Here is a 14,722-nt window from a genome sequence, read left to right as displayed (position 1 = left end):
CTCAGGTGAGCCGGTCGAGCGCCTGCTTGAGGTCGGCGATGAGGTCCTCGACGTCCTCGATGCCGACGGACAGGCGGATGAGGTCGGACGGCACCTCGAGCTCGGTCCCGGCGACGGACGCGTGGGTCATCCGGCCCGGGTGCTCGATGAGCGACTCGACGCCACCGAGCGACTCGCCGAGCGTCCAGATCTGCGTCTCGGCGCACACCTTGACCGCCACGTCCTCGCCACCCTTGACGCGGAAGGCGACCATGCCACCGAACCGCTTCATCTGCCGCTTGGCGACCTCGTGGCCGGGGTGATCGGGCAGGCCCGGGTAGTGCACCGCTGTCACGCCGTCGTGGCCCTGGAGGAACTCGACGACCTTCTCGGCGTTGTCGCAGTGGCGCTCCATGCGGATCGCGAGGGTCTTGAGGCCGCGCTGCACGACCCACGAGTCGAAGGGCCCGGCGACGGCACCCATGGAGTTCTGGTGGAAGCCGATCCGGTCGCTCGCCGGCTCGTTGTCGAACCACGGCACGGTCACGCCGTGGCCCACGACGACCGCGCCACCGACGACGTCGGAGTGGCCACCGCAGTACTTCGTCGTCGAGTGCATGACGATGTCGGCGCCGTCGGCCAGCGGCTGCTGGAGGTAGGGCGAGGCGAAGGTGTTGTCGACGACGAGGAGAGCACCGGCCTCGTGGGCGATCTCGGCCAGGGCCTTGATGTCGGCGATACCGAGCATCGGGTTCGTGGGGGTCTCGACCCAGACGATGCGGGTCTTGCCCGGCTGGATCGCGGCGCGCACAGCATCGTTGTCGGCGATGGCCGCGATGGAGTGCTCGACGCCCCAGTGCTTGAGGACCTTGTTGAAGAGGCGGTAGGTGCCGCCGTAGGCGTCCGACGGCACGACGACGTGGTCGCCGGGGCTGAGCAGCGCACGCAGGATCGTGTCCTCGGCGGCAAGACCGGACGCGAACGCGAAGCCGCGCTGACCACCCTCGAGAGCCGCGAACCCGGTCTCGAGTGCGGTGCGGGTCGGGTTGGCACTGCGGCTGTACTCGTAGCCGTTGCGGAACCCGCCGATGCCGTCCTGCTTGTAGGTCGAGGTCTGGTAGATCGGGGTGACGACGGCGCCCGTCGTGGGGTCCGGATCCTGTCCGGCGTGGAGCGCGCGGGTGGAGAAGCCGAGGTCCGGGTTGCTGCCTGCGTCAGTCATGAGCACAGGGTATGCCGGGTGGTCGGCTCGGCCTTCGGCGAGCCGCTTCTGCCCCTCGCCATGTGTGCCCCAGCGGTCCCGATTCAGGCTCGCTGGGGCACACAAGGCGCGGCGGAATCCGACTACTTGCCGTTGCCGGGGCGGCCGTCGGGACCGCGACCGAAGCTGGCGAGGTTCTTAGCCGCTTCGTCGGCGAGCTTCGTGGCGATGGTGCGAGCCTGGACCTGGGTCTCACCCTGGGCCACCACCGAGATCAGGACGTTCCCCTCGAGGCGGAGAGCGATCTGCTGTGGCCCGTTCTCTCCCGGCTGCCCGGCGAGGAAGGTCGTCCCCTCATCGTGTCCACTCCACGCTTCACGCGTGGGAGCTGTCAGCCACCGGGCCGTCCCCTTGTTGGCGATGATCTCGTCGAACGCCTTCTTCCCGTCAGGGAAGGAGTGCCACACGATAGAGGTCTCCAGCGATGCGTTGGCCCCTGACTGTCGCGCGTAGAAGGCGACTCGACCGGCGACCGACTCACTGCCGGGGTGGACCGGGTCCCCCACCTGCGCCCCCAGGACGGGCACCGTGTAGAGATCCGAGCGGGGGAAGATGCTCTCCGGGCCATCCGACGAGACGTCCACCCGGGTCAGACCCTTCACACCGGCGACATCAGCCGAGGGGGCGATGTCGGGGAGGATGAACTGGGCCTTGTCCGGACCTCCCTCGGAGGTCCCGTCGGTCCACGCGAACTCGGCCGGCTGCGGATCGTCGAGGACCTTGCTCGCGAGCAGGTTGGCAACCGAGTCGTCGACGAGCCGGCGGGCCGTCGCCAGAGCCGCCTGTTCGTCCGAGCCGCTCGTCCAGGCATCGACCGTCACGTCACCGACCCGACGGATGGCGACATAACGCTTGCCCTCGGCGATGCGGGACTCGTCGACGACGAACTGGTTCCCCTCCGAGGCGGACAGCCCCGACCACGCGACCTTGCGGAAGTGCTGGTCGAACGTGCACGCACCCGAGTTCTGGTCGAGCTGCTGCATCGCCGTGATGGCAGTAGTCGTGGGCCAGCCCGCCACCGTCACACCCGCCCTGACCGCCCCGTCCGTTCGGCCCGCCCGCTGGTAGGTCCACCCCTCGGTACCCCACTGCTGGGGCTGCGGCGCGGAGGACCCGTACTGACAGGGCGCGGAGGCCATGGTGTTCCGGCCGGGGTCCGCGCCGGCCGGCTGCGTACCCATGCCCTTCGTGGAGCGGACGAGGCCCGCGGGAGCCTTGTCACCCTTGGGGGCGATGTCCGGGAAGGCCATCGGCATCGTGTAGCCACCGTTGGCGTGCTTGACCCGGGGCACGAAGGGCGTCGAGTCGGGCACCGTCGACGTCGTCGAGCCGGCTGGCGCGGCACCGTCGCCCTCGAACAGGGGTGCCATCGCGACCCCGGTTGTGATGGCCGCCACTGCGGCAGCCGCAGCGAATCCCGCAACGGAGCCCCGCAGCATACGGACGCGTCGTTTGCCTTCGGCACGGTCCTCGACGGCGGCCCGCAAAGCCGCCCAATCGGGTTCCGGCGCATCGCGCAGGACGTCCCTGACCTGATCCTCGAATGACGTGTTCATGACGTGACTCCCGTGAGCTCAAAAGATGCGGACCTGGCGCGCAATGCGGCCAGGGCGTGGTGGATGGAGGATCGGACGGTGCTCACGGAGCAGCCCATGAGGGCGGCGACGTCGGCATCGGGCAGATCCTCGAAGTAGCGCAGGGTGACGGCTGTGCACTGCCTCGGTGGCAGGCTCCGCAGGGCCTCGACGAGGGCGCCGCGCTCCACGACACCTCCGGCGAGGTCATCGGTGGCCGGGACCAACTCCGTCACCACCGCGTCGGAGACGACCTCTCGCGTCCATCGCTTGCGCTTCTGGCTGAGGAAGGTGTTGACGACGATCTGGCGGGCGTATGCCGTGGGGTTGTCCGCCCGTGACACCGTGCGCCACTTGCTGACGACGGTCGCGAGCGCCTCTTGGCTGAGGTCCTCCGCTTGGTGCCGATCCTGGGCCAACGCATACGCCAGCCCATAGATCCGCGGCATGGCGGCGTCGAGCCACCCGTCGAGGTCCGCCCCTGCTGTATTGGTCATACCCACCCAGACGCATGTCACTCGGGAATCATTGAGTCGCCCTGAGCATTGCATCGAACGAATCCCAGTCCCAACGGAGGAGCGACGATGTTCGGTTCGCGCGCGAAGACGACGATGCCCACTGCAGCCGAGGCCCTGGCCGGTCGCGAGACGCGATCGTTCACGGTGCCGACGACGCACGAGGTGCTGGGCACGCCGCTCGAGGGGCCGTGGCCCGCGGGCACCGAGGTCCTCTATGTCGCGATGGGCTGCTTCTGGGGTGCCGAGCGCATCTTCTGGCAGCTCCCGGGTGTCGTGACGACGGCTGCGGGCTACATGGGCGGCTTCACGCCCAACCCGACCTACGAGGAGACGTGCACCGGCCGCACCGGTCACGCGGAGAGCGTCCTCGTCGCCTACGACCCGACGGTCACGTCCCCGGAACTGCTTCTCAAGGCCTTCTGGGAGAACCACGACCCCACGCAGGGCAACCGGCAGGGCAACGACATCGGCACGGCATACCGGAGCGCGATCTTCTGGACCACCCCCGGTCAGGAGGCGGCCGCGCGGGCGACCCGCGAGGCGTTCCAGGGTGAGCTGACGCGCGTCGGTGCCGGCGAGATCACGACGCAGCTGACGCCGGCTTCTGAGGCAGGGACGTTCTGGTATGCCGAGGACTACCACCAGCAGTACCTCCACAAGAACCCCAACGGCTACTGCAACCACGGCCCGAACGGGCTGACCTGCCCCATCGGTGTCGCGAACCTGCCCGCGCAGACCGAGATCGCGCCGCCCGCCTGACGCTGTCGTCTTCGGTCGCCGAGGACGAACAATCCGGTATGCCGGGTGCCCGCCTCCGTGGCACAGTCACCTCTCGTGACTGCGGACTTTGCGACCAAGCCGACGCTCGAGGGTTCACTCGTGACGTTGCGGCCGATCCGGGCCGAGGACGCCGACCTCATCGATGCCATGGTGCGGGCAGACCCCGAGATCGCCAGGCTCACGGGTTCGGCGAACTCGAGCTCCGAAGAGCCGGCCGCGATGCCGCTTGAGAAGCTGCGCGAGATCTATGGCGGGTGGGCGGAGGCCGACGACCGGCTCGTGCTGGGGGTCGAGGACCGGGCGTCGGGTGAGCTCGTCGGCGAAGTGGTGTTGGCGGGCTGGGACGAGGGGAACCGGTCGTCCTGGTTCCGGACGCTCATCGGGGCCGCGGGGCGTGGCCGTGGTCTGGGGACGGAGGCGACGCGGCTCATCGTCGGGTACGGGTTCGAGGCGCTCGACCTGCACCGGATCACGTTGGAGGTCTACGACTTCAACCCTCGGGGGCGGCACGTCTACGAGAAGGTCGGGTTCGTCCACGAGGGGACGGGGCGCGAGGCGCTGCTGTTCGACGACGCCTGGGTGGATGTGCACTACATGGGGTTGCTCGCGAGCGACTGGAGCCGCGGTTCGGACGCGACCTGAGGGCCGGGCGGCGCCACCCCCGACGGGAAATCGTGAATCGTCCCGGTTGCAACCGGGCCAGGTGACGATTTCCGGGCAGTGGGTCAGAAGGCCTTGGCGATCGTGAGGATCAAGCCGATGACAGCGGCGACGATGACCGCGCAGAACCCGGCGATGCGCAGTGGCGCGCCGACCTTCCAGTGGTCTCTGGGGCCGGGTGCGTTGAAGTTGGGGTGAGTGCCGACATCGGCGCTGCCTGCGGGGCCGCCGAAACCGCCCTTGATCGTGGCGTCGGGTCTCGCCGCGCGCATCTGCAGGAACCCCACGACGAGCAGGAGCACGCCGAGCACGGCCAGCACGATGACCACCCACCACCATCCGCTCATGGGACCCAGCGTGCCACGCACAGCGCCGCAAGCGGGGTCTCCGGCACCCTCCAGATCCGGCTCGAGGGCGGTCAGATGCGGGCGGCGAGCTCCGTGCCCTGACGGATGGCGCGCTTGGCGTCGAGCTCGGCCGCCACATCGGCGCCACCGATGACGTGGACCGGCAGCCCACTCTCGGCCAGGTCGTCCGCGAGGGTCCGCACCGATTCCTGACCGGCACACAGGACGATCGTGTCGACGGGGATGACCCGCGTCTCGCGCTCGCCCGTGGAGCCACCCTTGCCGCCCTTGCCGCCCTTTCCGCCCTTGCCGCCATCGGCAGCGAACGAGACATGCAGCCCGTCATCGTCGATCAGGTCGTAGGACGCACCCGTGACCTGCTCGACGCCCTTGGCCTTGAGCGCCGCACGGTGCACCCAGCCCGTCGTCTTGCCGAGGCCCTTGCCGATGCCTGAAGCCTTGCGCTGCAACAGGATCACCTCGTGCTTCGGCGTCTCGACGACCGCCGGTGCCAGACCCCCGCGCGACTCGGCCGGGTCACCAACGCCCCACTCAGCGCGCCACAGGTCGAGGTCGAGCGTCGGCGACGGCTGAGCCGTGAGGAACTCCGACACATCCACCCCGATGCCACCGGCACCGATGACGGCCACTCGCTGCCCGGGCTCACGCTCGCCGCGCACGAGCTCGGCATAGGTCATGACCGACGGGTGGTCGACACCCGGGATCGACGGCACGCGCGGCTCGACACCCGTTGCGACGACGACCTCGTCGAAGCCCTCGGCGCGCAACTCCTCGGCCGTCACCCAACGCCCGAGGTGCAGCTTCACACCCGTCACCTCGATGCGCCGACGGAAGTAGCGGATCGACTCGGAGAACTCCTCCTTGCCCGGGATGCGCTGCGCGATGGCGAACTGCCCCCCGATGTCGTCCCGGGCCTCGAACAGCTCCACCGAGTGCCCGCGCTCGGCCAGCGCCGTCGCGCACGACAGCCCCGCCGGCCCGGCACCGACGACGGCCACACGCTTCACCGAACGCGTCGGCCCGAGCACGAGCTCGGTCTCGTAGACGGCACGCGGGTTGAGCAGGCACGTCGCCCGCTTCTTCTTGAACGTGTGGTCGAGGCACGCCTGGTTGCACGCGATGCACGTGTTGATCTCGTCGACCCGCGCCTCGGCGGCCTTGCGGACCCAGTCCGGGTCGGCGAGGAACGGCCGGGCCAACGACACCAGGTCGGCGTCACCCGCGGAGAGCACACCCTCGGCCACCTCGGGCATGTTGATCCGGTTCGTCGCGATCACCGGAAGCGACGTCTCCGACTTCAGCCGGCCGGCATACGAGGCAAAGGCGGCGCGGGGCACGGAGGTGACGATCGTCGGGACGCGTGCCTCGTGCCAGCCGATTCCAAGGTTGAGGGTCGTGGCACCGGCGGCCTCGACCTCACGCGCGAGCGCGGCCACCTCATCCCACGTCTGACCGTCGGGCACGAGGTCGACCGCGGAGATGCGATAGACGATGAGGAAGTCCGGACCGACGGCCTCGCGGATCCGACGCACGATCTCGACGGCAAAGCGACGGCGCTTCTCGGGCGTGCCACCCCACTCGTCGGTGCGCTTGTTGGTCCGCGGTGCGAGGAACTGGTTGACGAGGTAGCCCTCGGAACCCATGACCTCGACACCGTCATAGCCGGCCTCGCGAGCCAGCCGCGCGGCCCGGACGAACGACTCGATCGTCTTCTCGACGCCACGCGACGACAGCGCGCGCGGCTTGAACTTCGAGATCGGGCTCTTGATGGCCGACGGCGCGACGCACCACGGCGTGAACCCATAGCGTCCCGAGTGCAGCAGCTGCAACGCGATCCGCCCGCCCTCTGCGTGCACTGCATCGGTGATGACCTTGTGCTGGCGCGCCTCGCGACGCGTCGTGAGCTTCGATGCGAGCGGCAGGAGCGTTCCGGCGATGTTGGGCGCGAACCCACCCGTGATGATGAGTGAGGCCCCACCGCGCGCCCGCTCGGCGAAGAAGGCCGCGAGCTTGGGGAAGTCACGCGCCCGGTCCTCGAGACCGGTGTGCATGGAACCCATGACGACGCGGTTGGGCAGCGTGACGTGGCCGAGCTCGATCGGGGACAGCAGGCTGGGGAAGGCACTCACTACTCGAGGGTAGGCAACACCCGCACCGGTCGGAACCGGTACGGGTGTGTTCCTGCTCTCGCTGGCCGAGAAGCCGGTATGCCGTCCGCCCACCTCGGGCGGTCGTCTGCGGCTCCTCGGTCAGTTGCGGGAGATGGCCTGGACGACGTCGCCGGTCTGGTCGTTCGGCAACTCCCGGGCGAGGTCGGCCTGGCTGATGATGCCGACGAGTTCGTCGCCATCGAGGACGGGTACGCGGCGAATCTGGTTGTCGGAGAACACCTTCGAGACGGCGGCCGCGTCATCGTCGGGTCCGACGCTGACGACCGTCCCCGAGCAGACTTCGTCGACACGCGTCGAGTTCGGGTCCTTGCCCTCGGCGATGCCGCGGATGACGAGGTCCCGGTCCGTGACGACACCGCACAGGGCGCCGTCGTCGCCGCGCACGGGCATCGAGCCGACGTTGCTCGTCTTGAGGGCCTGGGCGGCGACGTCGAGGGTGTCGCTCGCGTTGAGGTACTCGGCAGGACTGGTCATGAGGTCACGTGCAGTGGTCATGCTGGAACTCACTCCTTGTGGCCGGTGGGGCGGCCGGGCGACCGCCGGGATCCACCTTGCTCTCGACGTTAACGCGTCGGAGAGCTCGCGTGCGGTTCAGGCGTCGGCTTCAGGTCGCAGCACCCGGGCAACGATCCAGGACACGAGCTCGGCCGTCTCGTTCGGTGAGGCCGACGGTCGCATGACGTGGCTGACGACGAGCCGCACGATCGTGTCGACGAGTGCACCGACGCGCTCGAGTTCGAGGCCGTGGTCGTACTCCCCCAACCGCAGCTCGATCGCCACGGCCGCTGCTGCCACGAGGGATTGCGAGTCGGTCGTCAGCAGGGGCAGGAGCTCGGTGTCAGCGCCCTGGGTCGCGGACACCGCGGCCCGCAGCAGGGGGTTGACCTCCGCCCGCTCGAGGACCCGACGGATGGCGTCACGTGCCGCGTCGACGAGCTCGTCCGGGTGAGCGTCGAAGCCCTCGTTCACGGCGGTGAGGAAGTGTCCGAGCTCCCACAGGACGAGGGACTCCGCCAGCTCCGTCTTGCCACCGACCTCGTTGTAGACCGTCTGCCGACTCACGCCCACCACGTCGGCGAGACGCGACATCGTCACGCCCGACCACCCGTGCTCGACCGTGAGGTCGGCCGCAGCCTCGATGAGGCGCTCGCGCAACGAGGTCGTCTGCTCGGCCGTCACCCAACCCATCATGCCGGTGTTCTCACGCCTCGCACGTCATGCGGCCCGGGGTTCCACGACGACGAAGTCGACCTTCTCGCGCACGCCGCAGTCGGGGCAGCACCAGTCCGCCGGGATCTCCGCCCACGCCGTGCCCGCAGCAAAGCCTTCCCGCTCCTCACCGGCCACGACGTCGTAGGTGTAGCCACACCCCGGGCATCGCGCCGCCAGCACCTCGTCGACGGCTGCCGAACCGAGCACATCATCCGAAAGCCCCTGTCCCACAATGGAACTCGGCGGCGGATATGCAGTGAGAATGCGCTCCCGCTTGCGCGGCGACAGGTTCGCCCGCGACAGGTCTCCATCGAAATGACGCAGCACCCGCGGGTCCATGACCCGGCGCCAGACCGCCGGGACCAACGCGAGAACGATCATCCCGGCATACCCCGTCGGCAGGACCGGGGACTCCTCGAAGTCGCGCAGCGTCTGGTAGCGCCGAGTCGGGTTCGCATGGTGGTCGCTGTGCCGCTGCAGGTGGTAGAGCAGGACGTTCGTCGCGATGTTGTTGGAGTTCCACGAGTGCGACGGGCCGACCCGCTCGTAGCGCGTGCGGTCGCCGTAGCCGACCTTCTGCCGGAGCATCCCGTAGTGCTCCATGTAGTTGACGACCTCGAGCAGCGAGAAGCCGACGACCGCCTGGATGACGAGGTAGGGCAGGATCCCCCAGCCGAGCCACGCGATCAGCCCGCCGAAGAGCACCGCCGACATGAGCCACGCGTTGAGGACGTCGTTCGACAGTCGGAACGGGTGCTGCTTTCGGCGACCGATGCGCCGCGCCTCGAGCCGCCAGGCACTCTTGAGCGAGCCCCACACCGTGCGCGGCCAGAACTGGTAGAAGTTCTCCCCCACCCGGCTCGACGCGGGGTCCTCGGGCGTCGCGACGCGCACGTGGTGGCCACGGTTGTGCTCGATGTAGAAGTGGCCGTAGAAGCTCTGCGCCAGCGCGATCTTGCTCAGCCAGCGCTCGTTTGCCTCCCGCTTGTGGCCGAGCTCGTGCGCGGTGTTGATGCCGATGCCACCGATGCAGCCGATCGAGACGGCGAGCCCGATCTTCTGCCCGAGCGTGAGCTCCCACGGGCTCGCCCCCGAGACGACCCACATTGCGCCGACGAACCCGGCGTACTGGATCGGTAGGTAGAGGTAGGTGATCCACCGGTAGTACCGGTCCTTCTCGAGCGCCTCGATGACGTCGTCCGGTGGGTTGGCGCGATCGAGCCCCGCGAACAGGTCGATGGCCGGCACGACGCCGAGGATGATGATCGGCCCGAGCCAGAACCACAGGGACCAACCGGTGAGGAGCCACAGCCCGCCACCGAGGAAGGCGAGCGACGGGACGACGAGGCCGATGAGCCACAGGTAGCGCTTCGGGTCCCTCCACTGCTCGGTCGAGCCGACGGGGATGGTCGCGTTCGTCGCCATGGTTCAGGCCTCCTTGCCCGGACTGGTTTACAAATCACTATGACTTGTAAACCACTACTTGGCAAGAGGTAACCAGAGCCTCCCCCGGCGACCGTGTTTGTGCCCTGCACGGACAACTCGCTGGCGCTCGCCGCGCTCCCCGTTCGTCTTTGTGCCCTGCACGGACAGCTCGCTGGCGCTCGCCGTCCGTGCAGGGCACAAAGACGATGGCTGGTCAGTCGACGAGGTGACCGAGCAGGTCGGCCCGAGTCAGCACCCCGACCGGCTTGCCGCCCTCGATGACGAGGACTGCATCGGCGTTCTCGAGCTCGTGCCGGGCGGTGGCGACGGGCTCACCCGAGCCGACGAGCGGCAGACCCTGGCTCATGTGCTTCTCCACCGAGTCGTGCAGCGTCGCCTCGCCGTGGAAGAGCAACTCGAGCAGGTCGCGCTCACTCACCGCACCGGCAACCTCACCGGTCATGACCGGCGGCTCCGCCTTGACGACGGGCATCTGGGAGACGCCGTACTCGCGCAGGATCTCGATGGCGTCGCGGATCGTCTCGTTCGGGTGGGTGTGGACGAGGTCGGGGAGCTCGCCCGACTTGCCGCGCAGCACCTGGCCCACGGTCGTCCCACCGTTGGCGTGCATGAACCCGTAGGAGCTCATCCAGTCGTCGTTGAAGATCTTCGACATGTAGCCACGACCGGAGTCCGGCAGCAGCACGACGGCGACCGCCTCGGCCGGCAGGTCCTTGGCGACCTCGAGCGCAGCGACGACAGCCATGCCGCACGAACCACCGACGAGCAGGCCCTCCTCGCGGGCGAGGCGACGGGTCATGTCGAACGAGTCGGCGTCGGACACGGCGACGATGCGGTCGACGACCTCGGGGTCGTAGGCGCTCGGCCAGAAGTCCTCACCCACGCCCTCGACGAGGTAGGGGCGACCGGTGCCGCCGGAGTAGACCGAACCCTCGGGGTCGGCGCCGATGATCTGGACGCGACCACCGGCCGCAGCGTCCCGGTCGGCCGAGATCTCGCGCAGGTAGCGACCCGTGCCCGTGATCGTGCCGCCCGTGCCGACGCCCGCGACGAAGTGCGTGACCTGGCCGTCGGTGTCGTTCCACACCTCGGGGCCGGTCGACTCGTAGTGCGAGGCGGGGCCGTTGGGGTTGGCGTACTGGTTGGGCTTCCACGCGCCGGGCGTCTCACGGACGAGGCGGTCGGAGGTCTCGTAGTAGGAGTCCGGGTGGTCCGGCGCGACGGCGGTCGGGCAGACGACGACCTCGGCACCGTAGGCCTTGAGGACGTTGCGCTTGTCCTCACTCACCTTGTCCGGGCACACGAAGATGCACTTGTAGCCCTTGCGCTGCGCGACGAGGGCGAGGCCGACACCGGTGTTGCCGCTGGTCGGTTCGACGATCGTGCCTCCCGGCTGGAGCTCGCCGGAGGCCTCGGCAGCCTCGACCATCTTGAGCGCGATGCGGTCCTTCACGGAGCCGCCGGGGTTCATGTATTCGACCTTGGCCAGGACCGTCGCGGCGATGCCGTCGGTGACGGAGTTCAGCTTCACGAGCGGGGTGTTGCCCACGAGGTCGGCGATGTGCTCGGCATACTTCATGCCCCCATCCTCGCACCCCGCAGCACTCGGTTCGTCCTCCCCGAGAGAGGCCCGCGCCCGGCGACAACCCATCGCGTATGCCGGGTGGGCACCTTTGCGTCGGTGCCGGGCGTTAGCGTGGGCGAAAGGTCAAGGAGGTTGCGGGACACCATGGGACGCGCACGACGGGCACGCAAGATCGCGGCGACGGCTGCCTACGGGGGCGGTGGGCTGGCGGCGGCGAGTGCCGCGTTGGGCGCCGTGGGCTACGGCGTCATCAAGGGCGAGGCCCTGTTGGCCCGCCGGATCGTCGGCACGCCCTTCGACTCCTCTCCCGACGACAACGGCACCTATGGCGCCGGTCCCGGCGAGGCGATCGAGATCCTCGTGCTCGGCGACTCGAGCGCCGCCGGCATGGGTGCGCACCACGCACACGAGACGGTGGGTGCGATCGTCGCCAACGGGGTGAGCGCCCTCATGGGGCGCCGCGTCCACCTCAGCAACCACGCGGTCGTGGGTGCCGAGTCGAGCGACCTCCAACGCCAACTGGCCGAGGCGCTCGAGACGATCGACGTCCCTGACGTCGTCCTCATCATGGTCGGCGCCAACGACGTCACCCACCGGATCGACCGGGCCACCGCCGTGCGGCACCTCGAACTCACCGTGCGTCGCTGCCGGGCCCTTGGCTCCGAGGTCGTCGTCGGTACCTGCCCCGACCTGGGGACCGTCGAGCCCTTGGCGCAGCCGCTGCGACTGCTCGCCCGCCGTTGGAGCCGCGACCTGGCCGCCGCCCAGACCATCGCAGTCGTCGAGGCTGGTGGCCGCACCGTGTCGCTCGGCGACCTGCTCGGCAAGGAGTTCGCGGCGTCGCCCAAGACGATGTTCAGCGAGGACCGATTCCACCCGTCGGCCGCGGGCTACGCCCGCGCCGCCGCCGCGCTGCTCCCCTCGGTCTGTGCAGCCCTCGGGGTGTGGGGTCAGGACACGGCCGACCGTGCACCCGAGGCGAGGCGCGGCGAGGGCGTCGGCCCCGTGGCGGTGGCGGCCGGTCAGGCGGTCAAGGACGCCGGCACCGAGGTCTCCCCCACCGAGGTCGGCGGGCAGGACCGCGGCCCGCGCGGCCGGTGGGCGGTGTTGCTGCGCCGGCGCCACGATGCCGTGCCCGCAGCCCGCAACCCTGCGGCCCTCCCGGACGACGGGACGGCCTCCGCCACCGATCACGGACGCCCCGAGAGCTGGTCGGCGGCCACCCACGGCGCCGACCGGTCCTCAGGGGAGGGCTCGGCGCAGGTCGGCGAGGCTGTCGGCGAGGTCGGGGACACCCGCTGAGGCGGCGTCCCACACGAGAACGCGCAACTGGTCGATGAGCACGGCCGGGCCGAGATCCGGCACGCTCTCGCCTGCCGTCGCGTTGGCAAGGTTCTGGACGAGCTCGCGCACGTCCCTGGATGCGGCGAGCGCGTGGTCCACGGGCAGCTCACGCCACCTGCGGACCACGCGCTCGAGCTCCCGTTGGACGTCCTCGGGGAGACGATTCACGAGGACCTCGTGTCAGTCGCGCATGCGCGCGAAGAGGCGCAGGAACTCGATGTAGAGCCACACGACGGTGACGATGAGGCCGTGCGCGAGGAGCCACGAGTACTTCTGCGGGGCGCCCGTCGCGATGGCCCGATCGATCATGTCGAAGTCGAGCGCGAGCGACATCGCTGCGAGCCCGACAGCGAAGAGCGAGATGGCGATGCCGATGCCGCTCGTGCCACCGAAGCCGAACGCCGGCGAGTTCGGGACGAACGAGGCGTACAGGAAGTTGATGACAGCGAAGATCGCGTACCCGAAGATCGCCATCGTGACGATGCGGCGGAACTTGTTGGTGACCTTGATGAGGCCCGTCTTGTAGGCGAGGAACATGCCGACGAACGTCGCGACCGTGGCGACGGCCGCTGACGCGACGACTCCTTCCCAACCCTGCACGCTGTTGAAGAACTGCGAGACGGCACCGACGAACAGACCCTCAAGGACGGCATACCCGACGATGAGCGGGACGCTCAGCGCCTTCTTGAAGGCGATGACGAGGCCGAGGATGAGCGTGCCGATCATGCCGCCCATCCAGAGCATCATGCCGACCTGCTGGTTCTGCGAGGCGACGACCCAGCCGACGGCGCCGAAGCCGAGGACCAGGGCGAAGAGCCCCAGTGTCTTCATGATGACGTCGTCCATCGTCACGCGGCCGGTGTCGACCGGGCCGGCGGACGGCTGGTTGTACATGTTCTCGAGCTGCTGCTGCGAGAAGGTGTCGGTCGCGCCCTGTGCGGCGTACGACACGTTGCCGGGGTTCGCCCCCTGCGTCTGGAAGTTGGCGTAGCCGGACTGTGCGTCCTTCTCGAGTCGGTTGAAGGCCGGGTTGCTGGCCATCGTGTCCTCCGTTGGTCTGGCGCGATGGCGATCCACCGCGTCGTTCACCCATTCAACCGCGTTCGAGGCCCTGTTCGTTCCCGCGGCACGGTCAACTGTGGACAACGATCAGGAACAACAGTCACCGACCGCTCCGGCCGCCCCGGCGATTTTGCATACGCTCCTGCAACATCCCACGCGATGAAGTGGACCCATGCCGCCGCCCTCGCCACGTCGCCGTCGCCTCCTCGTCGCGACCTTCGCCGTCCACCTCGCGCTCCTCACGTGGATCGTCCTGTGGAAGCTCGAGGTCCCTCACGTCGGCTCGGGAGGACGTCACCTCAAGCTCGTGCCCTTCGTCGCAGGCGACGGGTATGCCGCGAGCGCACCTCGCGAGGTCCTCGCGAACGTCGCACTGTTCGTGCCGTTCGGCCTGTGGGTCGCTGCCCTGACTCGGAGGCGATGGTGGCTCGGACTTGCCGGTGCAGCGCTCATGAGTGCTGGTCTGGAGGTGGCCCAGTGGGTCCTGGCCGTGGGAAGCACCGACATCTCCGACGTCATCGCCAACTCTGGAGGTGCCGTCGTCGGACTGCTGCTCGCCCGAATTTGCCTCCTGGGCTTCGGGCCACGACGCGGCCGCATGGCGCTCGCTCGGCTGTCGGTCGTCGGGACGGGAATCGCCCTGGTCGGGTGCGGACTGTTCGTCGCTGGACCGGTCCACTACGGACCACCGGACGTTCGGTGCGACTCGGCCGGCGTATGCCAGGTGGGCCACCGCCTCGCACGGTGATCGCACAGTGGGGA

15 protein-coding genes are annotated in these 14,722 nt (G+C 69.1%); 4 read left to right on the top strand and 11 right to left on the bottom strand.

The window, feature by feature from the left end:
* Nucleotide 1: 1 nt before the first annotated feature.
* From N803_RS09840 to N803_RS09830, 3 genes are all read right to left on the bottom strand, one after another.
* Entirely contained in the window at nt 2–1,201 is a 1,200-nt protein-coding gene (locus N803_RS09840; protein WP_035905039.1) for a cystathionine gamma-synthase, read from the bottom strand.
* 122 nt (nt 1,202–1,323) lie between these two features.
* Nucleotides 1,324–2,796, bottom strand: a complete 1,473-nt coding sequence (locus N803_RS09835; protein ID WP_035904713.1) for a hypothetical protein — start codon at nt 2,794–2,796, stop codon at nt 1,324–1,326.
* Nucleotides 2,793–3,311 carry a SigE family RNA polymerase sigma factor gene (locus N803_RS09830; RefSeq protein WP_052112128.1) on the bottom strand — a complete coding sequence of 173 codons (519 nt, stop codon included), beginning with the start codon at nt 3,309–3,311 and terminating at the stop codon, nt 2,793–2,795. The genes N803_RS09835 and N803_RS09830 overlap by 4 nt, the downstream gene beginning before the upstream one ends.
* An 87-nt stretch (nt 3,312–3,398) precedes the next feature.
* Between N803_RS09830 and msrA the strand changes: the two genes are divergently transcribed.
* Both msrA and N803_RS09820 read left to right on the top strand, forming a co-directional pair.
* A complete protein-coding gene (gene msrA / locus N803_RS09825) occupies nt 3,399–4,091 on the top strand; it encodes a peptide-methionine (S)-S-oxide reductase MsrA (RefSeq protein ID WP_035904711.1) in 693 nt (230 codons plus the stop codon).
* A 75-nt stretch (nt 4,092–4,166) separates the two neighbouring features.
* Entirely contained in the window at nt 4,167–4,754 is a 588-nt protein-coding gene (locus N803_RS09820; RefSeq protein WP_035905036.1) for a GNAT family N-acetyltransferase, read from the top strand.
* 83 nt (nt 4,755–4,837) lie between these two features.
* Here N803_RS09820 and N803_RS09815 read toward each other — a convergent pair whose 3' ends face one another.
* The 6 genes from N803_RS09815 to N803_RS09790 form a co-directional block, all read right to left on the bottom strand.
* Entirely contained in the window at nt 4,838–5,119 is a 282-nt protein-coding gene (locus tag N803_RS09815; RefSeq protein ID WP_156969730.1) for a hypothetical protein, read from the bottom strand.
* A gap of 71 nt (nt 5,120–5,190) precedes the next feature.
* Nucleotides 5,191–7,269, bottom strand: coding sequence for an NADPH-dependent 2,4-dienoyl-CoA reductase (locus tag N803_RS09810; RefSeq protein WP_035904705.1), 2,079 nt, complete (start codon nt 7,267–7,269; stop codon nt 5,191–5,193).
* A gap of 120 nt (nt 7,270–7,389) precedes the next feature.
* The gene (locus N803_RS09805) at nt 7,390–7,806 is read right to left on the bottom strand and encodes a CBS domain-containing protein (protein ID WP_035904702.1); all 417 of its coding nucleotides are present in this window, start codon (nt 7,804–7,806) and stop codon (nt 7,390–7,392) included.
* A gap of 96 nt (nt 7,807–7,902) precedes the next feature.
* A complete protein-coding gene (locus N803_RS09800; protein ID WP_035905035.1) occupies nt 7,903–8,499 on the bottom strand; it encodes a TetR/AcrR family transcriptional regulator in 597 nt (198 codons plus the stop codon).
* 27 nt (nt 8,500–8,526) lie between these two features.
* Nucleotides 8,527–9,948: a fatty acid desaturase gene (locus N803_RS19090; RefSeq protein WP_035904699.1), complete on the bottom strand. Its 1,422-nt coding sequence runs from the start codon at nt 9,946–9,948 to the stop codon at nt 8,527–8,529.
* A 214-nt stretch (nt 9,949–10,162) separates the two neighbouring features.
* Nucleotides 10,163–11,548, bottom strand: coding sequence for a cystathionine beta-synthase (locus tag N803_RS09790; RefSeq protein WP_035904697.1), 1,386 nt, complete (start codon nt 11,546–11,548; stop codon nt 10,163–10,165).
* A gap of 150 nt (nt 11,549–11,698) precedes the next feature.
* Between N803_RS09790 and N803_RS09785 the strand changes: the two genes are divergently transcribed.
* Nucleotides 11,699–12,856 (top strand): SGNH/GDSL hydrolase family protein, encoded by a 1,158-nt coding sequence (locus N803_RS09785; RefSeq protein ID WP_035904696.1) that lies wholly within the window; start codon nt 11,699–11,701, stop codon nt 12,854–12,856.
* Here N803_RS09785 and N803_RS09780 read toward each other — a convergent pair.
* Both N803_RS09780 and N803_RS09775 read right to left on the bottom strand, forming a co-directional pair.
* Nucleotides 12,797–13,066 carry a hypothetical protein gene (locus N803_RS09780; RefSeq protein ID WP_035904693.1) on the bottom strand — a complete coding sequence of 90 codons (270 nt, stop codon included), beginning with the start codon at nt 13,064–13,066 and terminating at the stop codon, nt 12,797–12,799. The two genes, N803_RS09785 and N803_RS09780, sit on opposite strands and share 60 nt — an antisense overlap.
* Before the next feature lie 12 nt (nt 13,067–13,078).
* Entirely contained in the window at nt 13,079–13,939 is an 861-nt protein-coding gene (locus tag N803_RS09775; protein ID WP_035904690.1) for a Bax inhibitor-1/YccA family protein, read from the bottom strand.
* 193 nt (nt 13,940–14,132) lie between these two features.
* Here N803_RS09775 and N803_RS17485 point away from each other — a divergent pair, with 193 nt between their 5' ends.
* Entirely contained in the window at nt 14,133–14,708 is a 576-nt protein-coding gene (locus tag N803_RS17485) for a VanZ family protein (protein WP_052112127.1), read from the top strand.
* Nucleotides 14,709–14,722: the final 14 nt, after the last annotated feature.

It is taken from the genome of Knoellia subterranea KCTC 19937 (assembly GCF_000768685.1).
Classification (GTDB): domain Bacteria; phylum Actinomycetota; class Actinomycetes; order Actinomycetales; family Dermatophilaceae; genus Knoellia; species Knoellia subterranea.
Note: the sequence above shows the minus strand (reverse complement) of the source record. Positions and strands in the feature narration are given on the sequence as shown.